General features: G+C 56.9%; 21 protein-coding genes. 9 read left to right on the plus strand and 12 right to left on the minus strand.

The window, feature by feature from the left end:
- Window position 1 precedes the first annotated feature (1 nt).
- Both moeB and Q0775_RS09870 read left to right on the plus strand, forming a co-directional pair.
- A complete protein-coding gene (gene moeB / locus Q0775_RS09865; RefSeq protein ID WP_298860032.1) occupies window positions 2–1,003 on the plus strand; it encodes a molybdopterin-synthase adenylyltransferase MoeB in 1,002 nt (333 codons plus the stop codon).
- A gap of 53 nt (window positions 1,004–1,056) precedes the next feature.
- On the plus strand, window positions 1,057–3,069 hold the full coding sequence (locus tag Q0775_RS09870) for a M3 family metallopeptidase (protein WP_298859760.1): 2,013 nt from the start codon (window positions 1,057–1,059) through the stop codon (window positions 3,067–3,069).
- Here Q0775_RS09870 and Q0775_RS09875 read toward each other — a convergent pair.
- From Q0775_RS09875 to Q0775_RS09905, 7 genes are all read right to left on the minus strand, one after another.
- Window positions 3,066–3,995, minus strand: a complete 930-nt coding sequence (locus Q0775_RS09875; RefSeq protein WP_298859762.1) for a glyoxylate/hydroxypyruvate reductase A — start codon at window positions 3,993–3,995, stop codon at window positions 3,066–3,068. The two genes, Q0775_RS09870 and Q0775_RS09875, sit on opposite strands and share 4 nt — an antisense overlap.
- Complete coding sequence (locus Q0775_RS09880; RefSeq protein WP_298859764.1) at window positions 3,992–4,402, minus strand: VOC family protein; 411 nt, start codon at window positions 4,400–4,402, stop codon at window positions 3,992–3,994. Before Q0775_RS09880 ends, Q0775_RS09875 begins: the two co-directional genes overlap by 4 nt.
- A 43-nt stretch (window positions 4,403–4,445) precedes the next feature.
- Window positions 4,446–5,585, minus strand: coding sequence for a rod shape-determining protein RodA (gene rodA / locus Q0775_RS09885; protein ID WP_298859766.1), 1,140 nt, complete (start codon window positions 5,583–5,585; stop codon window positions 4,446–4,448).
- Entirely contained in the window at window positions 5,582–7,504 is a 1,923-nt protein-coding gene (gene mrdA, locus Q0775_RS09890; RefSeq protein ID WP_298859768.1) for a penicillin-binding protein 2, read from the minus strand. Before mrdA ends, rodA begins: the two co-directional genes overlap by 4 nt.
- Window positions 7,505–7,525: 21 nt before the next feature.
- Window positions 7,526–8,158: a rod shape-determining protein MreD gene (locus tag Q0775_RS09895; RefSeq protein WP_298859770.1), complete on the minus strand. Its 633-nt coding sequence runs from the start codon at window positions 8,156–8,158 to the stop codon at window positions 7,526–7,528.
- A gap of 6 nt (window positions 8,159–8,164) precedes the next feature.
- The gene (gene mreC, locus Q0775_RS09900; protein WP_298859772.1) at window positions 8,165–9,082 is read right to left on the minus strand and encodes a rod shape-determining protein MreC; all 918 of its coding nucleotides are present in this window, start codon (window positions 9,080–9,082) and stop codon (window positions 8,165–8,167) included.
- Window positions 9,083–9,174: 92 nt separating this feature from the next.
- A complete protein-coding gene (locus Q0775_RS09905; RefSeq protein ID WP_298859774.1) occupies window positions 9,175–10,221 on the minus strand; it encodes a rod shape-determining protein in 1,047 nt (348 codons plus the stop codon).
- A gap of 181 nt (window positions 10,222–10,402) precedes the next feature.
- Between Q0775_RS09905 and Q0775_RS09910 the strand changes: the two genes are divergently transcribed.
- Entirely contained in the window at window positions 10,403–10,987 is a 585-nt protein-coding gene (locus Q0775_RS09910; protein WP_298859776.1) for a VOC family protein, read from the plus strand.
- 79 nt (window positions 10,988–11,066) lie between these two features.
- Here Q0775_RS09910 and Q0775_RS09915 read toward each other — a convergent pair whose 3' ends face one another.
- Window positions 11,067–12,632: a 2-isopropylmalate synthase gene (locus Q0775_RS09915; protein WP_298859778.1), complete on the minus strand. Its 1,566-nt coding sequence runs from the start codon at window positions 12,630–12,632 to the stop codon at window positions 11,067–11,069.
- 312 nt (window positions 12,633–12,944) lie between these two features.
- On the opposite strand from Q0775_RS09915, the gene Q0775_RS09920 reads away from it, so the two are divergent.
- The 3 genes from Q0775_RS09920 (at window position 12,945) to Q0775_RS09930 (ending at window position 15,783) form a co-directional block, all read left to right on the plus strand.
- Window positions 12,945–13,610: an SDR family NAD(P)-dependent oxidoreductase gene (locus Q0775_RS09920; protein ID WP_298859780.1), complete on the plus strand. Its 666-nt coding sequence runs from the start codon at window positions 12,945–12,947 to the stop codon at window positions 13,608–13,610.
- Window positions 13,607–15,133, plus strand: coding sequence for a cryptochrome/photolyase family protein (locus Q0775_RS09925; protein ID WP_298859782.1), 1,527 nt, complete (start codon window positions 13,607–13,609; stop codon window positions 15,131–15,133). The genes Q0775_RS09920 and Q0775_RS09925 overlap by 4 nt, the downstream gene beginning before the upstream one ends.
- Window positions 15,134–15,327: 194 nt before the next feature.
- Window positions 15,328–15,783: a hypothetical protein gene (locus Q0775_RS09930; RefSeq protein ID WP_298859784.1), complete on the plus strand. Its 456-nt coding sequence runs from the start codon at window positions 15,328–15,330 to the stop codon at window positions 15,781–15,783.
- Window positions 15,784–15,789: 6 nt separating this feature from the next.
- Here the strand turns inward: Q0775_RS09930 and Q0775_RS09935 are convergent, their stop codons facing one another.
- The 3 genes from Q0775_RS09935 to Q0775_RS09945 are packed head-to-tail and all read right to left on the minus strand — an operon-like array spanning window position 15,790 to window position 17,098.
- The gene (locus Q0775_RS09935) at window positions 15,790–16,401 is read right to left on the minus strand and encodes a nucleoside/nucleotide kinase family protein (protein WP_298859786.1); all 612 of its coding nucleotides are present in this window, start codon (window positions 16,399–16,401) and stop codon (window positions 15,790–15,792) included.
- A 32-nt stretch (window positions 16,402–16,433) separates the two neighbouring features.
- Window positions 16,434–16,778: an antibiotic biosynthesis monooxygenase gene (locus tag Q0775_RS09940; RefSeq protein ID WP_298859788.1), complete on the minus strand. Its 345-nt coding sequence runs from the start codon at window positions 16,776–16,778 to the stop codon at window positions 16,434–16,436.
- Window positions 16,775–17,098: an NIPSNAP family protein gene (locus tag Q0775_RS09945; RefSeq protein ID WP_298859790.1), complete on the minus strand. Its 324-nt coding sequence runs from the start codon at window positions 17,096–17,098 to the stop codon at window positions 16,775–16,777. The genes Q0775_RS09940 and Q0775_RS09945 overlap by 4 nt, the downstream gene beginning before the upstream one ends.
- A 98-nt stretch (window positions 17,099–17,196) precedes the next feature.
- Here Q0775_RS09945 and Q0775_RS09950 point away from each other — a divergent pair, with 98 nt between their 5' ends.
- Entirely contained in the window at window positions 17,197–17,886 is a 690-nt protein-coding gene (locus Q0775_RS09950) for a winged helix-turn-helix domain-containing protein (RefSeq protein WP_298859792.1), read from the plus strand.
- Here Q0775_RS09950 and Q0775_RS09955 read toward each other — a convergent pair.
- Window positions 17,883–19,331, minus strand: a complete 1,449-nt coding sequence (locus tag Q0775_RS09955) for a 2-isopropylmalate synthase (protein ID WP_298859794.1) — start codon at window positions 19,329–19,331, stop codon at window positions 17,883–17,885. The two genes, Q0775_RS09950 and Q0775_RS09955, sit on opposite strands and share 4 nt — an antisense overlap.
- A 162-nt stretch (window positions 19,332–19,493) precedes the next feature.
- Between Q0775_RS09955 and Q0775_RS09960 the strand changes: the two genes are divergently transcribed.
- Both Q0775_RS09960 and Q0775_RS09965 read left to right on the plus strand, forming a co-directional pair.
- The gene (locus Q0775_RS09960; protein ID WP_298859796.1) at window positions 19,494–21,152 is read left to right on the plus strand and encodes an NAD+ synthase; all 1,659 of its coding nucleotides are present in this window, start codon (window positions 19,494–19,496) and stop codon (window positions 21,150–21,152) included.
- Entirely contained in the window at window positions 21,149–21,682 is a 534-nt protein-coding gene (locus tag Q0775_RS09965) for a hypothetical protein (RefSeq protein ID WP_298859798.1), read from the plus strand. The genes Q0775_RS09960 and Q0775_RS09965 overlap by 4 nt, the downstream gene beginning before the upstream one ends.
- Window positions 21,683–21,735: the final 53 nt, after the last annotated feature.

The raw sequence follows: 21,735 nt of genomic DNA on the forward strand, positions 1-21,735 counted from the left end.
GATGGGCACGCCGCGTCCTGCACGGTGGATAATGATTTGCTTGTTGCTGGTTATGGTCATCATCGTGCAACTGGTCTTTCCCGAGGGCCATTCCCTGCGCGCGGCAACAGGCGGATCAGCGGCACCTTGGTTTATTTTTGGTGGTATTGGCGCATTGGTATTCATCTATTCGCGTTTCATTGCGCGGATACGGGTGCAGACAGGGGCGGATGATGCGCCTGCGATGGTAATTAGCAAACAGGGCAGCTTTTCAGAGACGGAATTGAATCGGTATGCTCGTCACATTGCTCTACGCGAAGTGGGTGGCGCAGGGCAAAAAGCGCTCAAAAACGCTAAGGTGCTGGTAATCGGGGCAGGGGGGCTCGGCGCACCTGTGCTGCAATATCTGGCGGCAGCAGGTGTTGGCACGATTGGCGTGATTGACGATGATACGGTCGAGAATACCAACCTTCAGCGTCAGGTGATTCACAAGGACGCCAACATCGGTATGCCCAAGGTCTTTTCGGCGCAGGCGGAAATGGTTGCTCAGAACCCTTTTGTCACCGTCAAACCCTATCACCGCCGCCTCGATGCAAGCATCGCGCCCGAGTTGATTGCGGAATATGACCTGGTGATCGACGGCTGCGACAATTTCGACACACGATATCTGGTGAACGCGACCTGTGTTGCCGGAAGTGTCCCGCTTGTTTCTGGTGCGCTGAGCCAGTGGGAAGGGCAGCTCAGCGTATTTGACCCTGCCCACGGCGCGCCCTGTTACCAGTGTATTTTTCCCCACGCACCCGCCGCGCATCTGGCACCCAACTGTGCCGAGGCGGGTGTGATTGGCCCTTTGCCGGGTGTGGTCGGCGCGATGATGGCAGTGGAAGCAGTCAAGATTATCACGGGCGCAGGCACGCCCTTGCGCGGCCAGATGGTGATCTATGATGCACTTTATGCCGAGAGCCGCAGTATCAAATTGACCCCGCGCAGCGACTGTCCGATTTGCGCCCATATGCAAGCCTGAACATTGTAAGCCCCACACCGCACTCTTACTTTGGGTGCAAAGGAGACCACCACATGAACCCGCTTTTGCAAGACTGGAAGACCCCCTTTGGCTTAGCGCCCTTTGACCAAATCTCAGATGATGATTTCGCACCGGCACTGGAGGAGGCCTTAGCTGCTCATAACGCAGAGATTGACGCGATTGCAGACAATCCTCAAGCGCCCAGTTTTTCAAACACGGTTGAGGCGCTGGAGGCTGTGGGCGGTAAGCTAGATAAGGTTCTGAGCGTTTTTTATACGGTCGCAGGCGCAGATAGTAATCCTGCCCGTGAGGCGTTGCAGCGCGATTTCTCTCCTAAGCTATCTGGGCATTTCGCTGAGATTTCTGCGAATAAAGCGCTCTTTGCGCGGGTGGATGCCGTCTGGCAAGGGCGTGATGCGCTGGACCTGAGCGACGAGCAGGCGCGTGTGCTTAAGCTGACGCATCTGGGGTTTGTGCGGGCGGGTTCCGCGCTGACTGGCGCGGATGAGACGCGGATGAAAGAGATCAAAGGGCGCCTTGCTGTACTGGGAACCGAGTTTACGCAAAACTTGCTGGGCGATGAGCGGAGCTGGTTTATGAAGCTGGAAGAGGCTGACCTTGAGGGGTTGCCTGACTTCGTGATTGATACAGCGCGTGCTGCCGGTGAGGAAAAAGAGGCGGGTGGGCCAGTTGTGACTTTGTCACGCTCGCTCATCACGCCATTTTTGCAATTCAGCCCGCGGCGAGATCTGCGCGAGCGTGCATTCCTAGCATGGGAAGCGCGTGGGGCAAATGGTGGCGAGACAGACAACCGTGCAATCGCTTCGGAGACGCTGGTTTTGCGCAAGGAGCGGGCGGCGCTTTTGGGTTATAATAGCTTTTCAGACTACAAACTGGAGACGGAAATGGCCAAGATACCCGCCGCTGTGCGTGATCTGCTGATGCAGGTCTGGGAGCCGGCAAAGGCGCAGGCCAATGCGGATGCAGAAGTGCTCACCAAGATGATGCATGCGGATGGGGTGAACGGTGATCTGGCCCCATGGGATTGGCGCTACTACGCGGAGAAACGCCGCGCTGTGGAGCATGATCTGGATGAGGCGGCGCTCAAGCCTTACTTCCAGCTTGATCGTATGATTGAGGCATCTTTTGCCTGTGCGACAAGGCTGTTTGGATTGGAGTTCAAGCCGCTTGATGTGCCGCTGTACCACGCCGATTGTCGCGCATGGGAAGTCACGCGGAATGGCGAGCATGTGGCCGTGTTCATTGGCGACTATTTCGCACGCGGATCCAAGCGCTCTGGTGCGTGGTGCTCGGCCATGCGTGCGCAGGCGAAGTTCCCCAAAGTTCAGGCCCCTGTGGTCATCAACGTGTGCAACTTTGCCAAGGGTGATCCCGCGCTGCTGTCATATGACGATGCCCGCACGCTGTTTCATGAGTTTGGCCATGCGCTGCACCAGATGCTGTCGGATGTGACTTATGAGAGTGTCTCAGGCACTTCTGTAGCGCGCGATTTCGTGGAGCTGCCAAGCCAACTTTATGAGCATTGGCTGGACGTGCCAGAAGTACTGGGCGAGTTTGCGACCCATGCTAAAACGGGTGAGGCGATGCCGCGCGAGATGCTTGATAAAGTGTTGGGCGCATCGACCTTCGATATGGGTTTCCAGACGGTTGAATATGTTGCCTCCGCGCTTGTCGATCTTGCGTTCCATGAAGGGGATGCCCCTGCCGACGTTATGGTGAAACAGCGCGAAGTGCTGAACGGTCTCGGCATGCCCGCCGCGATCACCATGCGCCACGCGTCTCCGCATTTTGCGCATGTATTTTCCGGTGATGGATATTCCAGCGGCTATTATAGTTATATGTGGTCGGAAGTGATGGATGCGGATGCGTTTGAGGCTTTCGAAGAGGCCACTGGTGCCTTTGACCCCGAGCGTGCAAAAGCGCTGGAGGAGCATATCCTGTCTACAGGCGGAAGCCGTGATGCAGCAGAACTCTATATCGCGTTCCGTGGCCGTTTGCCTGGTGTCGAGGCATTGCTCAAAGGGCGTGGACTAAAGGCTGCCTAGTATCCCAAGGTGCAGTCAACGAGATTGATGAAATCCGCGCCTTGCTCTCCCCGCTTGATGTTCTCCACGATAACTTCGCTCGCTGTGCTGGCCCGCGTTTCTGCGGCGATGTGGGGCGTCACAGTCACCAGAGGATGCGCCCAGAACGGGTGCTCCTGCGGCAGGGGTTCGACGCGAAACACATCCAATGTGGCGTGTGCGATTTGGCCTGCGTCCAAAGCGGCAATCAGCGCGTCATCGTCGATAAGCGGCCCCCGGCCCGGATTGATGAGGAACGCACCGCGCGGCATTTGAGCGAGCGTTTCCTCATTGAAGAGGTTCGTCGTTGCAGGCGTGTCGGGCAGCAACGTCACAGCGATCTCGGCACGGCGCAAGGCATCGGCAAGACCATCTTCGCCATTCAAGCATGTAACGCCTGCTACATCCTTGGAGCTGCGAGACCAGCCCGTGACACGAAACCCAAGACCGAGCAGAGCCTGCGCACAGGCCGTCCCCAAAGCGCCGAGGCCAAAAATCACGACTTCGCGCTCCTGTGCCAGCGGCGGCGTTTTAACAGTCCAACCGTGCGAGGGGTTTACAATATGCGCGTCCATCCCGAGGTGGTAGCGCATTACATGCCCTGTGACCCATTCCACCATCCCTTTGGTCAGACCGGGGTCAACCATCCGCGCCAACGGGATTTTCAGCGTCTGGTTTCCCGTGATCTGCTCAACCCCTGCCCAAAGGTTCAACACGGCCTTGGCGCGGGTGTAGGGTGTGAAATCCTGTAGATCGCTGTTGGGCGCATAGACGATATAGTCGACCTGATCGGGGGCGATATCTTGACTTAGATGTGCCTCGATGCCTGCGGCGGCAAGAGCGCTGCGCAGGGGGGCTTCATAGGTGGTCCAGCGCTCGGGCTTTGCGGCGAAAAGGATATTGATCATCTGGCAAATGCCGCGTTCATATCGGCCAGTCCTTTGAACTCAATAGGGTTGCCAGAAGGATCGGTAAAGAACATGGTTGATTGCTCACCTGGCTCACCTTTAAATCGCGTCTGGGGTGCAAGGATGAACTCAATGCCCTTGGCCTCCATGCGGTCAGCCAAAGCGCGCCAGTCGGCATAGGGCAAAACAGCACCGAAATGGGGCATCGGTACTTTGTGCTCACCTACCAGACCCGTGGAGGCGACACTCATCGGGGTGCCAAGGTGGCAGGACAATTGATGCCCGAAGAAATCAAAATCGACCCAAGTGTTCGTGCTGCGCCCCTCTTTGCATCCTAAAAGGCCGCCGTAAAACGCACGTGTTTTGTCAAGGTCGGTCACGTTAAAAGCGAAGTGGAAGATGGACATACTGGGCGGACCTTATCTGACGTGTTTGAACATGGAGAAGCGGTTAGCGTGGCCTGTGTACATGCGCCGATTGCACAAGGCCAAAGGCAAGCATGAGAACGAGCATTGCAGAGCCACCATAACTGACCAGTGGTAGAGGTACGCCCACAACAGGGGCCAGCCCCATCACCATCGACATGTTAACGGCAAAGAACAAAAAGAAGTTCAGCGCGATGCCGAGGATGAGCAGCGATGAAAACCGGTCTTTGTTCATGACCGCAGAAACCACGCAAAAGACGATGATCAGCGCATAGAGCACCAGCAGAGATATCCCCCCGATAAAGCCGAATTCCTCTGCCAATGTGGTGAAGATAAAATCGGTATGCTTTTCAGGCAGGAAGTTCAGCCGCGACTGTGTTCCTTGCATGAAACCACGCCCTGTCCAGCCGCCAGAACCGAGAGCGATCTTGGACTGGGTGATGTGATATCCCGCTCCGAGGGGATCCGAGCTTGGGTCCAAAAACGTATCGATGCGGCGGAACTGGTAATCCTTGAGCAATTGCCAAGGGGTGCCGCGTGACTGGAAGACAGCAACCACTAGGCCGATGCCTGCCGCGATGACTGTTGCGAAATATGCCCAATGCACGCCCGCCAAAAACATCAACCCGCCCCCCGCAGCCATCAGCAGGATCGCAGTGCCAAGGTCGGGCTGTTTGAGAACAAGGGCGGTGGGGACAATGATGATCAGCAGGGGCAGCAACACCCATAAGGGGCGCGACGTTTTCTTGGCGGGGAGCCAATCATAATAGGCGGCCAAAAACATGACCAAAGTAATCTTTGTCATCTCGGAGGGTTGCAGGCGGATAAATCCAAGATCGATCCAGCGCTGGGCACCCATACCGACGGCGCCAAAAAACTCCACTCCGATCAGGAGCATGATAGAGACGCCATAAGCCACGCCGGCAAGGTTGCGCCACATCCAGATAGGGACCAATCCAACGGCCACCATCAAGCACAGGCCCAGGGCAAACCGCTTCATCTGCGGCTCTGCCCAAGGGGAATAACCACCCCCCGCAACGGAATAGAGCATTAGAAAACCTGTGCCTGCTACAGCAGTGAGCAGCAGGACCAGTGGCCAGTTCAAGTACAGGATTTTGCGAAAACCGGTCGGGACCGATTTGACGGTATATTCAAGATAACTCATGCTTGATCGCTGTTCTTTTTGATGCGGGCCTCGGGCTGTACATCGCGCAGTTTGCGCTGCTGGATTTTGATCCGGCCACGGTCGCCCGTGGGATAGGCCTCAAGTGGCGGTTCGCCCTCATAAAGTGCCTGTAGCATCACATCCCGCGCAATGGGCGCCGCCGCAGTCGAGCCGCCGCCACCGTGTTCGACCAGTACGGCACAGGCGTAGCGCGGGTTGTCGTAAGGGGCAAAGCCAACAAACAAGGCATGGTCGCGCTGCTCCCATGGGACTTCGCTGTTGTTCACCACTGCTGAGCGGACCTGTGAGGTGCCAGTCTTGCCTGCCATGCGCATGCCATCGGCGATGATCCTGCTGCGGTATGCCGTGCCACGGCGATCATTCACAACGGCATACATGGATTTGCGCATCTTGCGCAGGTTGCCCTCTTTCATGTCGAGTTGTGCATTGCCTTTTACGGGTTGCTCCACACCGTTTACTGTTTTCACCAGCCTTGGTGTGATTTCGCGACCCGTCGCCAGACGTGCAGTCATCACCGCCAGCTGCATAGGAGACGCCAACATAAAGCCCTGCCCGATAGATGCATTCACGGTATCGCCGATGACCCAGTCCTCGCCACGGTTTTGCAGCTTCCAGTCTTTGGTCGGTGTCAGACCCGAATTGACCGAGCTGAGGGCCAGATCATGCCGGATGCCGAGGCCAAAGCGATTGGACATGGCTGAAATCTTTTCAATTCCGACTTTGAGCGCCAGATCATAATAATACACATCGCAGGAGCGTTTGAGCGACGTTTCAAGATCGACCCAGCCGTGACCAGAGCGCTTCCAGCAGTGGAATCTACGCCCGCCCACTTCGAGATGACCGGGGCAATAAACGGTCTCATCCGGCCCGATAATCCCCGCCTCGATTGCGGCCATTGCAGTCATCATTTTGAAAGTGGAGCCTGGCGGGTAAGCCCCTTGCACGGTCTTGTTCACCAATGGGCGGTATTTGTCCGTGAGCAGCGGGTCATAATCCTTGGAGGAGATGCCGCCAATAAACAGGTTTGGATCATAGGAAGGCGCAGAGGAATTTGCGAGAATGTCACCTTTCTCGCAATCAATGATGACCACCGCCGCGCTTTCGCCAGTCAGGCGAGCCTGCACATAATTTTGCAATTTCGCATCGATAGTAAGTTGGAGGGCGGCGCCGGACTGACCCTCGCGGCGCTCAAGCTCGCGCATCACACGGCCTGTTGCGTTCACTTCAACCTGTTTGGTGCCAGCCGTGCCGCGCAGGAGTTTTTCCTCACGCGCCTCAACGTTGATCTTGCCGATCTGGAAGCGGGGGATGCGTAGAACCGCGTCGGGATCTTCAAGCGCATCAAGATCTTTCTGGCTCACGCGGCCCACACGCCCCACAACATGGGCAAAGTCGGAGCCGCGCGGATAAACCCGCGTGCTGCCGACTTCGGGGGCAACGCCGGGAAGGGCGGGTGCATTCACAGAAACGGCGCTGACCGCGTCCCAGCTGACGTCCTCAGCGATGGTGACGGGCAGGAAGGGCGCAGAGCGGTTGAGCTCGCGCACAGCACTTTCGGTCTGTTCCGGGGTGAGGTTAATCAGGCTGGCGAGGCGCTGCATCACGTCCTCAACATTACCTGCATCCTCGCGCACCATAACAATTCGATAGCTGGGCACGTTCTGGGCCAGCTGCATGCCGTTACGGTCAAATATCTCGCCGCGCTTTGGTGGAATAAGGCGGATGTTAATCCGGTTTTCTTCGGCAAGCAGGCGAAACTGGTCGGCTTGGTCTACTTGTAAGTACCGCATACGCGCGGCAAGGCCGCCCATGAACAACAGTTGCACCCCGCCCAAAAGGGCGGCACGACGGCCCAGCTTTGCGTGGCTGGCATCTGTTTCGGCTCTGCTGCGTCTCATGCTGTCTGCCTCATTTGTTCATCATGCGCGCCCGCCTAGGGCGTCAAGTTCTCCCGGTGCAGCGCGGCGCACGCCCATTAAGGAGCGCGTGACAAAAACGACGGCGGGATAAACCAAGATCGTTATGCCAAGCTCTAGCAAACTAAGCCGTAGCTGTGGCGCTGGCACCAGTAAAAGGGATAGCACAATCCTGTTCGCGATCAAAATACCTGTAAGCAGCACAGCCACTGAAACCCACTCGGCGCCAAATGTAGCATCCCGCAAAGACCTACTGCGTCCTTTGAGGTTTTCACATGCCAGCAATGCCAGAAGAGCCCAAAGGCCAGGTGGTCGCTGGAGCAATAAGTCAGCCAGCAGAAAAACCAGAGCGAGCAGGAGCGATGGCACATATTCAGGGCGGCGCAGCGACCATGCAAAAGCAAATGCAATCAAGAGGTCTGGGCCGATCAAAAAGCGGTTGCTGCCTTGGTCCAGTAGATCGCGCAGGCGGGCCTCTGCAGGGTCGATAACTGCCAATGGCGGGAAAAGCTCGGGCGTGAAAAGTGACACGGGTTGGGTGTCAATTGGCAACAGATGAAAGAATAGGATCAAAAGCGTGAGTGCGATAAAGGCACTGCGCATTAGCCATAGTCTTGCTGGTGAAAGCTCGTCCATCTGCGTCTACTCGCTCACTAAGGGGTCGGCGATCTCGGCAAGTGGTTGCGGCCCCTGGACTTGTGGGTTCGTCGAGATTACGGAAGGGTAGTTCACGACAGTGTCAGTGCCGTGATGGCGCAACACGCGTAGAAATTCCAACCGCTCAAAATCCGCAGCAAGGCGTACGCGCAACCGGCCGCCAGGGTCAGCCGCAATTTGCCCGATCAGCAGGCCTGCAGGAAATACGCCGCCATCGCCAGAGCTGATGACCCGGTCACCGGGGCGAACCAATTCGGGGTTCTCTAGAAAATCTATCGGCGGCGCGGCGGAGTTGTCGCCTGCCACAATTGCGCGTTGGCCGGAAGGCTGGATCACAGCGGGAATGCGGCTTGAAGCGTCGGTGAGCAGGATCACCCGCGCCGTATTGTCCCCGACACCCGATATGCGCCCCACAAGTCCGATGCCATCCATCGTGGCCCACCCTTCGATCAGCCCGTCGCGCGCACCGACATTGAGCAGCACAGATTGGCGAAACGGCGAACCACTATCTGCCATGACAACACCCGTCACATAGGTCAGGCGAGGGTCAAGACGAACGTTGTTCAGATCAAGCAGGCGGGCGTTTTCTTGCTCCAGTTGGAGGGCTGCCTCTTTCCACGTTTGCATGCGCCGCAACTCGGAACGGAGCTCTTGGTTCTGCTCCGACAGGCGCTGGTAGCTTTGATAATCGCGCAGCAGATTGATGGTGCCAGTTACGGGGGCCATTGCCCAATCAAGGTTTGGCACGAGGCTGTCTGTTACCTGTGCGCGAAACCGCTCGACCCGTGGGCTGTCGATGCGCCAGAGAATAAATACTGCAGCCAGGACCAGCGCCAGCACCGCCAGAAGCAACCGGCGCAGAGGGCCAGTATAGTCGTTGGAGTTGTATTGGTCTCTTGCCATGACGGCGTGACATTCCCTTGGTCTAGCCCTCAGTCCGGTCGCGTAATGAGGGCTTTGGTGCAAAAACTAAGGCGCACCCGCGCGGGGACGCTTTAGCTGTCGTAGTCGATAGCGTGGCGCAACTGCTGTTCATACTCAAGCGCTTTACCTGTGCCGAGAGCCACACAGTTGAGCGGCTCGTCAGCAACAGAGATCGCAAGGCCTGTTTGCTCGCGCAGGGCGAGATCCAGTTCACCCAACAATGCACCGCCACCCGTAAGCATTACACCTCGGTCCACGATGTCCGCCGCAAGGTCGGGCGGTGTTGTCTCAAGCGCGGTCATCACCGCTTCGCAGATTTGTTGTACAGGTTCGGCCAAGGCTTCAGCGATCTGCGCTTGGGTCACTTCAATCTCTTTGGGGACACCATTGAGCAGGTCGCGCCCACGAATTTGCATTGAGGTGCCGCGTCCGTCGTCGGGCATACGCGCTGTACCGATGGAGGTCTTGATCCGCTCGGCTGTTGTCTCTCCGACCAGCAGGTTTTGTTGGCGGCGCAGATAGCTGATGATCGCTTCGTCCATCCGGTCACCGCCGACGCGCACAGAGCGGGCATAGACCACATCGCCCAGCGACATGACCGCAACTTCAGTCGTGCCACCCCCGATGTCGACAACCATGTTGCCCGTCGGATCAGTGATCGGCATGCCTGCACCAATTGCGGCTGCAATAGGCTCTGCAATCAGGCCAGCCCGACGTGCACCAGCGGACAAAACGGATGTTCGGATCGCACGCTTTTCAACAGGTGTTGCACCATATGGAACGCAGACGATGATCTTGGGCTTTGAAAATGTCGAGCGTTTGTGAACTTTGCGGATGAAGTGTTTGATCATCTCTTCGGCGGTGTCAAAGTCTGCAATCACACCTTCACGCATTGGGCGGATCGCCTCAATGCTGCCGGGTGTACGGCCCAGCATCAGCTTTGCATCTTCACCTACAGCCAGCACTTTTTTTACGCCGTCTTTGACGTGATAAGCGACCACGGAAGGCTCTGACAATACGATGCCCTTTCCCTTCACGTAGATCAGTGTGTTGGCAGTCCCCAGATCAATCGCCATATCAGACGAGAACAGGCCGCGCAGGCTTCCAAAGATCGACATGTGATTTAGCACCTTGCAAAATAGATATTGGCCCACGACTCTATTGAGACTGGGCATCGCTCTTATAGGCTCGCATTTCGTGGGAATAAAGGGGGTGTTACGGATGGCTAGGCGTGTTTGCGCTTCACATATGATGGGACATTTGCAGCAGTATGCGGGCAAGGATAAGAAAGAGCATGAAATGAAGAAAATTCAAACCCTTGGCGTACATCACATCACTATGATGGGCGCAGATCGCCAAGCCAGCATCGACTTTTGGGAGGGAGTGCTGGGCATGCCGTTCCTGTTCGATCAGCCCAATCTGGATGATGAAAACGAAGGGCATCTCTACTTCGATCCCGGTGATGGGCGGCTCATTACGATTTTCACCAACGAGACTCGCAAGCGTGTCCACAACCGCACGCCTATGGATGCGGGATGCGTGCATCATGTGGCCTTCGAAGTGGATCGCGCCATGTTTGATCAGGTGCTGGAGCGGCTCAAGGCGCGGGGAATCGGCAATTCTGGTGTCAAAGATCGCGGATTCATGCACTCGATCTATTTTAAGGACCCGTTGGGCCTGTTGATTGAACTCGCCTGCTACACTTTCATCCCGCCACGTGGGAGCAGCCACGCAGAAGTGATGTTGGAGGCACATAAGCTGCGCGTTGAGCGTGGCGACAAAGCGATTGCGCGTGAACATCTAGCGGATGCGGCTGTAAAGATTGTAGAGCGGTCGCAGGGGTCGCTGAGCGCGGATCGAACACCGCGAAACCCGTATCGATAGGGTTTGCTGAGCGGGGATCAAATCTTCCCAGCAGATTTGTGCCCAGACTTTCAATGAAAGTCTGGGTCTGGTTGCTAACTCAATTTGCGTCTTTGTAGTTGATCTCACGCTTATCTGTGCCGCCTTTTTCCCGACGTACCAGCAGGCGGTTGAGCGCGTGGATATAGGCACGGGCAGATGCAACAACCGTATCCGTATCTGCAGATTGGCCGGTCACAATACGACCGTCCTCTTCAAGGCGCACGGACACTGTTGCTTGTGCATCCGTGCCTTCAGTTACGGCAGCCACCTGATAAAGTTGCAGGCGGGCGGTGTGATCGACCATTGCTTTAATACACTTAAAGGATGCGTCCACAGGGCCATCGCCCGACTGTTCAGTGCTGTGTTCGATCCCATCCACAATAAGAGTCATCTTTGCTTCATTGGGACCATCAGTTCCGCAAACGACATGCATTGATTTGAGTCTGATCCGGTCCGCCTCAGGATCGGAGGCAACACGCATCAGGGCGATCAAATCCTCGTCGTAGATTTCTTTCTTGCGGTCGGCCAATTCCTTGAACCGCACAAAGACGTCCTTGAGTTGGTTATCGCCCAACTCATACCCGAGGTTCTCGAGTTTTGAGCGCAACGCTGCACGGCCAGAGTGTTTGCCCATCACGATATTTGTCTCAGTCAAGCCTACATCTTCGGGGCGCATGATTTCGAATGTTTCGGCGTTTTTAAGCATGCCGTCCTGATGAATGCCGCTTTCGTGTGCAAATGCGTTCTTGCCCACAATTGCCTTGTTGAACTGCACGGCAAAACCACTCACGCTGGCCACGCGGCGCGAGATGTTCATTAGTTTGGTGCTGTCCACGCGGGTTTGGTAAGGCATGATGTCGTTGCGGACCTTCATAGCCATCACAACTTCTTCCAGTGCTGTATTACCCGCACGCTCGCCCAAGCCATTGATTGTACATTCGATTTGGCGTGCGCCAGCCTCAACAGCAGCCAAAGAGTTCGCCGTCGCCATGCCCAGATCGTTATGGCAGTGGGTGGCAAAAATGATTTCGTCTGCGCCTGGCACACGCTCCAGTAACATGGCGATCAACGCGGCGCTTTCACGTGGCGCAGTGTAGCCTACGGTGTCCGGGATGTTGATTGTGGTCGCACCCGCTTTGATCGCGATCTCGACAGTGCGGCAAAGGTAATCGGCCTCGGTTCGCGTGGCATCCATCGGCGACCACTGCACATTTTCGCACAAGTTGCGAGCATGGGAAACGGTCTCGTGAATGCGGTCGGCCATCTCGTCCATCGTCAGGTTAGGGATCGCACGGTGCAGCGGCGAAGTGCCGATAAACGTGTGAATGCGTGGGTTTTTTGCATGTCTCACCGCTTCCCAGCACCGATCGATGTCGCCGAATTGTGCACGGGCAAGGCCACATATCTGTGCTGTCTGCGCTTGGCGTGCAATCTCTGACACGGCGGCGAAATCTCCCTCGGAGGCGATGGGAAACCCTGCTTCAATCACGTCCACACCCATCTCGTCGAGCAGCTGTGCAATCTCGAGCTTTTCGGCATGGGTCATCGTGGCGCCAGGAGATTGCTCCCCGTCACGCAATGTCGTGTCAAAGATCAAGACGCGGTCTTGTTTGCTAATCGTCATAAGTTTGGCTTTCTTTTATCTGCTGATCTTGGCGCGCGGCACATCCCTCTGAGCGGGCGCGCCTATTCGGCACGCTCAGAGGCGGGCTAGCAGCAGGAGTGCACTTAGCAGGGGCGCAGTCGGGTGCGCGAAACGAGGGCTATGTGCTATTGTGTTCATAGACACAGTTATAACGTCGGTTTTTCAGATGGGAAGAGGGGGATTGGAGTCTTTTGTAGCAACTTGCACTCGGGCAAGTTGTGATGCGTTCTGGGGCAAAATGAAGACAAAGTGCGGCGTTGAATAGCAATCATGGGGCGCTAATTGGCGGGTATGGATAAAGTATTGATTATTGGCGCCTCGGGCGGAATTGGCATGGCACTGGCAGCGACGTTGCGCGGGCAAGGTGCTGAAGTTGTGGGGCTTTCGCGCTCTATTGATGGGTTTGACATTACGGACGAGCGAAGCGTCGAGGCGCATCTGGGAGCACTGGAGGGGCCGTTTGACGGGCTGATCGTAGCTTCTGGTGCCTTGGAGATTGATGGCGCCGAGCCAGAGAAAAGCATTCGTGCTGTGAGCGCTAAAGGAATGGCGGACCAGTTTGCAGTGAATGCCATCGGGCCCGCGCTTGTGCTGCGGCATGCTGCACGCCTGCTGCCGCGCAAGGGGCGCAGTGTGTGTGCGGTGCTGACGGCGCGGGTAGGGTCGATTGGCGACAACAAGATTGGCGGCTGGACCAGCTACCGCGCGGCGAAGGCTGCTGCGAACCAGATTGTACATACCACGGCGATTGAATTGGCGCGGACGCACAAGGATTTGATCTGTGTCTCTCTGCATCCGGGTACGGTGCAAACACCTTTTACCGAGAAGTATCTGGCGCGGCATCCTGCTGTGCCTGCAGCGGAGGCAGCGCAGAATTTGTTGAACGTGATGAATGGGTTGGAGCCTATGCAGACAGGTGGGTTCTTTGACTGGTCCGGTGCGGAGGTAGTGTGGTGAGCCGTCTTATTCTGGTGCTGGGCGATCAACTGTCTGAAGGGCTGAGCGCGCTGCGCGAAGGGGACCGTGAGACCGATACTGTTGTGATGGCGGAAGTGGTTGAAGAGGCTACTTACGTTAAACACCACCCCAAGAAGATTGCGTTGATTTTCAGTGCAATGCGCAAGTTCGCGGTGGCGTTGGAGGCAGATGATTGGACTGTTGCCTATGCGCAATTGGACGACACGGACAACGCGGGCTCTATCGTCGGCGAGTTGCTGCGTAGGGCCGAGGAGACGGGGGCGCAGGAGGTGATCTGTACCGAGCCGGGAGAATGGCGGTTGATCAACAAGCTGACCCATGCGCCGATCAAAACGACCATTCTGCAAGACGACCGGTTTCTCGCCTCGCATGGGGAATTCGAGGCGTGGGCCGAGTGGCGTAAGGCCTTGAGAATGGAGTATTTTTACCGTGATATGCGGCGCAAAACGGGTCTGCTTATGGACGGGGATAAACCCATCGGCGGTCAGTGGAATTTTGACCATGACAACCGCAAACCCGCACCCGGCAGCGTTGCCCCAAAGGGGCCGTTGAAGTTCGAACCTGACAATATCACGGGCGACGTTCTGGGACTTGTCGAAAGTCGATTTGGAAGTCATTTCGGAGAGTTGCGCCCTTTCTGGTTTGCGACGACGCGGGAGCAGGCGTTAGAGGCATTGGACCACTTTATTGCCAATTCCCTGCCTACGTTTGGCGATTATCAGGATGCGATGCTGCGGGGGGAGGACTTCTTGTTTCATGCGATCATATCGCCTTACCTCAACATCGGGTTATTGGGGCCGCTGGAGGTCTGTCAAGCGGCTGAAAAAGCGTATGAAAGCGGTGATGCGCCGATCAACGCAGTGGAAGGGTTTATCCGGCAAATCATCGGTTGGCGAGAGTACGTGCGGGGGATCTACTTCCTTGAAGGACCAGAGTATGCATCGCGAAACGCGTTGAAACAAAAGCGGGATTTGCCTGCGATGTATTGGGGTGGCGAGACGAAGATGGCTTGTATGGAGGCCTCGATCGGGCAGACGGCGCGGGAAGCTTATGCGCACCATATTCAGCGATTGATGGTCACGGGCAACTTTGCGTTGCTGGCGGGCATTGATCCGTCTCAAGTCTCTGATTGGTATCTGGAAGTCTATGCGGATGCGTTTGAATGGGTTGAAGCCCCCAATGTTGTGGGCATGAGTCAGTTCGCCGATGGAGGTGTAATCGCCTCGAAACCTTATGTGTCTTCGGGTGCTTACATCAATCGCATGTCGGATTACTGCAAGGGATGTGCCTACAAGGTGAGCCAGAAAACGGGTGAGGGGGCATGTCCGTTCAATACGTTATACTGGCACTTCCTTGATCGTCACCGCGAGCGATTTTCTAATAACGTGCGGATGGGAAATATGTACCGAACGTGGGACCGCATGGATGAGGACAAGCGGGGCACAGTGCTGGCGGATGCAGATACCGTTCTGGCGAAACTGGATGCCGGCGAAGTGGTTTGAGACATGAGCCGCGAATCATAGATTAGCAGCCAACGAGCATAGCGCTTACGCCCTGTCTGCCTCGCGTGCAGCAATGTAAATTCCCTGTGTATGCCCCGTATGCCCCTTGGGGGCAGTAACGGAACGTACGTTGCATACTATTCAGAGCGTCAAGTTGACGTTAGGTTCCCATCAGGGAAATCGGGAGTAGTCGCATGGATGATCTAAGCAATTATCGCGCCAAGTCGGGCAATCTGGTCGCTGTCTGGACGTTGGAGATACAGACGCTGCCTGCGGATGTAGACCGTATTCTGGATGCTGTGATGGAAGTGCACCCGTTGGAATACGGCAACTACCAACGCAATGCGAGCGTGTCAGCTGTCGGGTGGGAGACCTCACAGCCCAAGGAGGGCTCGACGACGACGACGCACCTCAAAGGGTTCAAAGCAGGCGGTACCGAGAGCTATCCAATTGTTGAATTGAAGATTTCTGTGCCGCGTGACGTGCAAGTGCTGGAGCGGGTGATGGATGCGGTGCTGTATGTGCATCAATATGAAGAGCCGGTGATTTATGTACGTGAAGATTGGGCCAGCCATTCGGCCTATAACCCCAAGAACGACAACCCGAACCGTTGGTGGAACAATGGGCGCGGACTGCCAAAAAAGATATAGACGCCGCTAGCTCTCGTTTTTGACGGTGATCTGTGCGGGGCGTGACCTGCTGATAACGTACTGTGCGTTCGGGATATCATTGGCCAGCGCGCGTTCCTTAGCCTGCTCGGGGGTGTGATCATGGGCCAACCAGCGGTTCGTGAGCCGCTGTTCGAGCACATCGATCGGCACGTCGAGCGCGATTGTCAGGTCCCAAAGCGGCGCTAGCTGGGACCATGGCGGGTGATCGAGCAGCAGATATGACCCCTCTACCAGAAGGATGCGGTGTGAGGCGTCAATCACCCGCGCTCCTGCAATCGCGATATCAAGCTTGCGGTCAAAAACTGGAATGACCACTTCATCCTGTGCATTGAGGCGGCGGATCAGGGTTACAAAACCGTCAGCGTCAAACGTTTCGGGCGCACCTTTTCGGCGGAGTAGCCCACGGTCCTGAAGCACGCTGTTGTCGAGGTGGAACCCGTCCATCGGGACTACAGCGGCTGCGGAGCCAAGTTCATTTGCCAACGTCTCGGCAACGGTCGACTTACCGGACCCTGCGGGTCCAGAAACGGCGATGATCACGCGCTGGCCTGCGTGTGCCAGTTCCGCGATGCGGGCGAGGATGTCAGGTAAGAGCATGAGGCGTCCTGTTTTGGTTATGCTGACCAAGTTTAACCGTGTTTCTCGCGGCTGTCTCGGGGTGCTTCATCGCGGTCGAACAAGCCGTAGTCGCGGATCACATGGGCAATGCGCAGCTGGTAGTCCGTAAACATCCCTGCGCGGCCTGCGGATTGGGCGGCGCGGTGTTTGGTGAGGCGGCGCCAGTCAGCAATAGCCTCTTCATCCCGAAAGAAGGACAGCGACAGGAGTTTGTCGGGGTTTGTCAGGCTTTGAAAGCGCTCGACGGAGATGAAGCCGTCGATTTCGTCCACCAAGGGGCGCATGAGGGCTGCCATATCGAGGTAGTCGGCTTTGCGGTCAGGATGGGGCGTGACTTCGAATATGACGGCGATCATTTGGACTCTCCATGTGGGGTGGAGGCGAGTGTGAGGAAGGTTCGGTCCTCGCGCAGTAGGAATTTTTCAGACTGGGCGAATTCGTAATTCTCACGGCCTATGGGATCTGCGGCGAGGCGGATGCGGTAGGCCTCATATTCGGCAAGGCTGGGGATGTTGTAGATGCCGTAGGCAAGTGTCGAGGAGCCTTCGTGAGGCGCGTAGTAGCCTACAAGGTCGGCCCCGCAGCGCGGGATCGCTTGGCCCCAATTGCGGGCGTATTGTTGGAACTGTGCCTTTTTGGTGGGGTCGATCTGGTAGCGGATAATACAGGTGAGCATGGTCGTTTCCTTATGATTGATCACTCTGTTTAGCGTGTTGTGGGGTGCGGATGCTTCGCCTACGGTCGAAGTATGAAATCAATTTTGAAAGCTTTGATATGAGAGAAGGTCCAGACATCGCCCGTATTGCCGCGCTGATCGGTGATCCTGCACGCGCCAATATCCTAGGAGCGTTGATGAGCGGGAAGGCCTTGACTGCCACCGAGCTGGCGCATGAAGCGGGGGTTACGGTGCAGACGGCGAGTGCGCATCTGGCCAAGCTGGAGGCGGGGGGGCTGACGGCTGCGCGTAAATCGGGGCGGCACAAGTATATCTCATTGGCGGGCGCAGAAGTTGCGGCGGTACTTGAGGCATTGATGGGATTGGCCGCAGGACAAGGGCATTTGCGCACACGCACAGGGCCAAAGGATACAGCGCTGCGCGAGGCGCGCGTCTGTTATAATCATCTGGCAGGTGCGCGGGGGATTGCGATGTATGACGCGATGCTCGCGCGGAGTGATCTGGTCGAGGACGGTGAGGATGTAGCGCTAAGTGACGCGGGAGCCGCGTTTGTGTCAGAGTTTGGCGTGGATCTGGCGGCGTTGCAGAAGGCGCGCGCGCCTGTGTGTCGCACCTGTATGGATTGGAGTGCGCGGCGCACACATCTGGCGGGTGGTCTAGGTCGCGCGATGTTGGTGCAGATGGAAACTCTTGGCTGGGCCAAACGGGAGCAGGGCAGCCGTGTGGTGCGGTTTACACGCGCCGGTGCTGCCGCATTTGACGCGCAGTTTGGAGTAAGTGGCAGCTAGTCTGTGGCCGTTGTGTCTGCGGCGGGTTCAGCGACGGCAGGTTCAGCGACGGCAGGTTCAGCCAATGTACCGTCCTGCCAGTCGCCCGACGCTTGCTCGCCCGTTGCGTAGGTCATAGTGCCTTGGCCCTGACGTTTTCCGTCTTTGAAAGACCCAACATAGACATCGCCATTGGCATAGGTCGCCGTGCCTAAGCCATCAATTTCCCCATTGGCCCACTGGCCTTCATAGACAAAGCCGCTGGCCATGGTGATTTTGCCATTGCCTGACCGCTTTCCCTCAAAGAATTCGCCGACATAGATGGTGCCGTCGGGATATGTCGCGGTGCCTGTCCCATGGCGCAGCCCTGCTTTCCAGCCGCCAACATAAGAGCGGCCATCGCCGTAATCGAGTGTGCCTTGCCCCTCATTACGGGCGTCCACAAATCCGCCCTCATAGACCATGCCGTTGGGGTATGTCGCGCGGCCTTGCCCTTCGATCACGCCTGCGGACCATTCGCCCACATAGGTGGAGCCGTCGGGGTAGGTGATGCTGCCAGTGCCGTCGGCAAGATTGTCCTTGAACTGGCCTGTCTGCACAGAGCCGTCTGGGTAGGTCACGGTGCCTGTGCCTTCGGCGCTGCCAGCGATCCACTGGCCCTCATATTTATAACCGTCGGCTCCTGTGAAAGTGCCGATGCCGTGGCGCTGGTCATCAAGATAAGCACCAACATAAACATCACCCGCTGTTGTTGTTGATGTGCCCATGCCCTCACGGCGGCCTTCGATCAGATCACCGACATAGGTATCGCCGTTAGCCTGAGTAATCGTGCCTTTGCCATTCAGCTGGCCGCCTGCCCATGTGCCCTCAAGCGTGAAACCTTCGGGGTGGGTCAGCTTGCCTGCGCCGGAACGTGCGCCATTGACCACGGTGCCTTCATAGATCGCCCCCTCGGCGTCTTTGATCACGGCCTGTCCTGTGGCCTGACCATCTATCCAGTCGCCTTTATATTCATATCCTGCGGGGGTGACGAGCACGCCTTTCCCGTTGCGCTTGCCATTGCGAAAGCTGCCCTCGTAGCGTTCTCCGTTGGCGTGAATTGCGACGCCTTGGCCCATGATGGTGCCTGCTTCCCATTCGCCCTCATAGGTGCCGCCGTCCGACATGGTGATTTTGCCGATGCCCTCTGGCTTGCCTTTTGAAAACTCGCCCTCATAGACGGAGCCGTTGGGAAAGCGTGCAGTGCCTGTACCCTTTATCTCGCCCTCGACCCACTGGCCTGTGTATTGGTAGCCGTTGGGCAGGGTATAGGTACCTGTGCCGTGCTGGAGGCCGTCCTTGAACGTACCTTCATAGACACCGCCATCGTCGTATTGTTTGCTGAGCACTTGGGTGTTCTGCGCCAGCGCAGGTGCAAACATCAAAGGACTAAGGGCGGCGGCGAGCAGCAGGGTGCGAAAGGTCATGGCGGTCCTGTTCTAAAGAGTGGGCAGGGAGCCCGACGAGTCACGCACAAGACTAAAGACGCGGACCCGAAGGGGCAACGGCCTTTTGTCCCATGGGCCATTGCGTGCTTTCCAAGGCGGCATGATCTGCTACATCATTGCCCAAGTTTAAGAGGGTTGGACATGGCAGATCGTTTTCGCATTACACTGGGGCAGTTGAACCCGACCGTTGGTGATCTGGCGGGCAATGCGGCGCAGGCCGCTGCGGCATGGGCCGAGGGGCGCGATGCGGGGGCCGATCTGGTGGCGCTGCCCGAGATGTTTATCGCAGGCTACAATGCGCAGGACTTGGTGATGAAGCCTGCCTTCCAGCGCGATGTGATGACTCATATCGAGACGCTGGCGGCTGCTTGTGCAGATGGTCCTGCATTGGCGATTGGTGCGCCCATTGTGGAGGAGGGTAAGCTCTATAATGCTTATCTGGTGCTCAAGGGGGGCAAGATTGCGAGCCGTGTGCTCAAGCATCATTTGCCGAACGAGACTGTTTTCGACGAAGTGCGGATTTTCGATTCTGGTCCGTTGGGCGGGCCGTATTCGGTGGGAAACACGCGGATTGGAAGCCCGATTTGCGAAGATGCGTGGCATGAGGATGTGGCAGAAACTTTGGCCGAGACGGGGGCAGAGTTTTTGTTGGTGCCTAATGGATCGCCCTATTATCGCGGAAAGTTTGATACGCGGATGAACCATATGGTCGCGCGGGTGGTGGAGACGGAACTGCCGCTGATCTACCTCAATATGGTGGGCGGTCAGGATGACCAGATATTTGACGGGGCGAGTTTTGGTCTGAACCAGGGCGGTAAGCTGGCGTTTCAGATGCCAGCCTTTGATGCAGTCACGCAGCATGTCGATCTTGAGCGTGGGCCTGAGGGTTGGCGGATCATTGAGGGCGAAAAGGCCGTTCATCAGGACGCTTATGCGCAGGATTACCGCGTGATGGTGCAGGGACTGCGCGATTACATGCGCAAGACGGGTTTCAAGAAGGTGCTGCTGGGGATGTCTGGTGGGATCGATTCGGCGATTGTCGCGACAATCGCGGTGGATGCGCTGGGCGCGGAAAACGTGCGCTGCGTGATGTTGCCGTCAGAGTATACCTCCAAGGCCTCGCTGGAGGATGCGGAGGCTTGTGCGAATGCGCTGGGCGCGCGGTATGATTATGTGCCGATCAAGCAGGGGCGTGATGCGATTACCGAGACTTTGGCACCGTTGTTTGAGGGGACCAAGCCTGATCTGACGGAGGAGAATATCCAGAGCCGTCTGCGGGGGCTGTTGCTCATGGCGCTGAGCAATAAGTTTGGCGAGATGCTGCTGACCACGGGAAATAAGTCCGAGGTCGCCGTGGGCTATGCCACGATCTATGGTGACATGGCGGGCGGGTATAACCCGATCAAGGACCTCTATAAAATGCGGGTGTTCGAGACGTGCCGTTGGCGCAACGCGAACCACGCTGAGTGGATGATGGGACCCAAGGGTGCGGTGATCCCCGACAATATCATCACCAAAGCCCCCTCGGCAGAGCTGCGCGATGACCAGAAGGACAGCGACAGCTTGCCTGACTATCCAGAGCTGGATGCGATGCTGGAGATATTGGTCGATCGCGATGGGTCGATTGATGATTGCGTAGCTGCGGGATTTGACCGTGATGTGGCCAAGAAGGTTGAGCATCTGGTCTATATCTCGGAGTACAAACGCTTTCAGTCTGCGCCGGGGCCGCGGCTGACAAAGGGGGCGTTCTGGCTTGATCGGCGGTATCCGATTGTGAACCGCTGGCGTGATCCGAGTTGAGTAGAAACGCTCGCTACAGAATGCGGGTGGGGTGGTTTGTCTGTGTCGCAGTGATCGCATTTGCGCTTTTTGCGGGGTCGGGCGGGGCACTGATTGCCCGCACTTTGGGGGCGGCGGGGGTTGTGGCACCCGTTTGGCTTACCGGACCGATCATGGTTCTGGCCGGAGCTATAGCTTACTGGTGTGGCGGCATATCGTTTGGACGTCCCGTAGGTCTCAGGCTTGATAGGGACGGGTTGTCCGGCTTTCTTTTACCTGCAACACTTTGGTCACAGGTTGCCGATGTTGGACTGCATGAGGTCCTCCGCTTTGAAGATGGCAGCAGGGCGGCGCAGGACGACTTGTATTTTGCGCTGCGTCTGTATGATCAGGAAGGCTGGTGGTTGCAGGCAACGCTGGTGCAGAAATTCTGCGGATTGCGGCGGGGTGGAAAAAGCCGCTGGGATGTTCTGCTGCCTTTGAATGCGCTTGAAGCGGCTGATCAAAAAGCGCTGATCGATTTGGCGATAGACCAGTTTGAAAGGCGGTGAAGTGACACGCTTTAGTGACTTGTCTGTTGCTACACCCTGCCGCAGGGTGCGGC

The sequence above is a fragment of the uncultured Sulfitobacter sp. genome, from assembly GCF_947499945.1.
In the GTDB taxonomy this organism is placed as follows: domain Bacteria; phylum Pseudomonadota; class Alphaproteobacteria; order Rhodobacterales; family Rhodobacteraceae; genus Sulfitobacter.

What these genes read in the sequence shown, in the direction of transcription:
- moeB (WP_298860032.1), top strand. Translation starts at nt 2, where the DNA reads ATGGGCACGCCGCGTCCTGCACGGTGGATAATGATTTGCTTGTTGCTG.
- Q0775_RS09870 (WP_298859760.1), top strand. Translation starts at nt 1,057, where the DNA reads ATGAACCCGCTTTTGCAAGACTGGAAGACCCCCTTTGGCTTAGCGCCC.
- Q0775_RS09875 (WP_298859762.1), bottom strand. Translation starts at nt 3,995, where the DNA reads ATGATCAATATCCTTTTCGCCGCAAAGCCCGAGCGCTGGACCACCTAT.
- Q0775_RS09880 (WP_298859764.1), bottom strand. Translation starts at nt 4,402, where the DNA reads ATGTCCATCTTCCACTTCGCTTTTAACGTGACCGACCTTGACAAAACA.
- rodA (WP_298859766.1), bottom strand. Translation starts at nt 5,585, where the DNA reads ATGAGTTATCTTGAATATACCGTCAAATCGGTCCCGACCGGTTTTCGC.
- mrdA (WP_298859768.1), bottom strand. Translation starts at nt 7,504, where the DNA reads ATGAGACGCAGCAGAGCCGAAACAGATGCCAGCCACGCAAAGCTGGGC.
- Q0775_RS09895 (WP_298859770.1), bottom strand. Translation starts at nt 8,158, where the DNA reads ATGGACGAGCTTTCACCAGCAAGACTATGGCTAATGCGCAGTGCCTTT.
- mreC (WP_298859772.1), bottom strand. Translation starts at nt 9,082, where the DNA reads ATGGCAAGAGACCAATACAACTCCAACGACTATACTGGCCCTCTGCGC.
- Q0775_RS09905 (WP_298859774.1), bottom strand. Translation starts at nt 10,221, where the DNA reads ATGTCGATCTTTGGAAGCCTGCGCGGCCTGTTCTCGTCTGATATGGCG.
- Q0775_RS09910 (WP_298859776.1), top strand. Translation starts at nt 10,403, where the DNA reads ATGAAGAAAATTCAAACCCTTGGCGTACATCACATCACTATGATGGGC.
- Q0775_RS09915 (WP_298859778.1), bottom strand. Translation starts at nt 12,632, where the DNA reads ATGACGATTAGCAAACAAGACCGCGTCTTGATCTTTGACACGACATTG.
- Q0775_RS09920 (WP_298859780.1), top strand. Translation starts at nt 12,945, where the DNA reads ATGGATAAAGTATTGATTATTGGCGCCTCGGGCGGAATTGGCATGGCA.
- Q0775_RS09930 (WP_298859784.1), top strand. Translation starts at nt 15,328, where the DNA reads ATGGATGATCTAAGCAATTATCGCGCCAAGTCGGGCAATCTGGTCGCT.
- Q0775_RS09935 (WP_298859786.1), bottom strand. Translation starts at nt 16,401, where the DNA reads ATGCTCTTACCTGACATCCTCGCCCGCATCGCGGAACTGGCACACGCA.
- Q0775_RS09940 (WP_298859788.1), bottom strand. Translation starts at nt 16,778, where the DNA reads ATGATCGCCGTCATATTCGAAGTCACGCCCCATCCTGACCGCAAAGCC.
- Q0775_RS09945 (WP_298859790.1), bottom strand. Translation starts at nt 17,098, where the DNA reads ATGCTCACCTGTATTATCCGCTACCAGATCGACCCCACCAAAAAGGCA.
- Q0775_RS09950 (WP_298859792.1), top strand. Translation starts at nt 17,197, where the DNA reads ATGAGAGAAGGTCCAGACATCGCCCGTATTGCCGCGCTGATCGGTGAT.
- Q0775_RS09955 (WP_298859794.1), bottom strand. Translation starts at nt 19,331, where the DNA reads ATGACCTTTCGCACCCTGCTGCTCGCCGCCGCCCTTAGTCCTTTGATG.
- Q0775_RS09960 (WP_298859796.1), top strand. Translation starts at nt 19,494, where the DNA reads ATGGCAGATCGTTTTCGCATTACACTGGGGCAGTTGAACCCGACCGTT.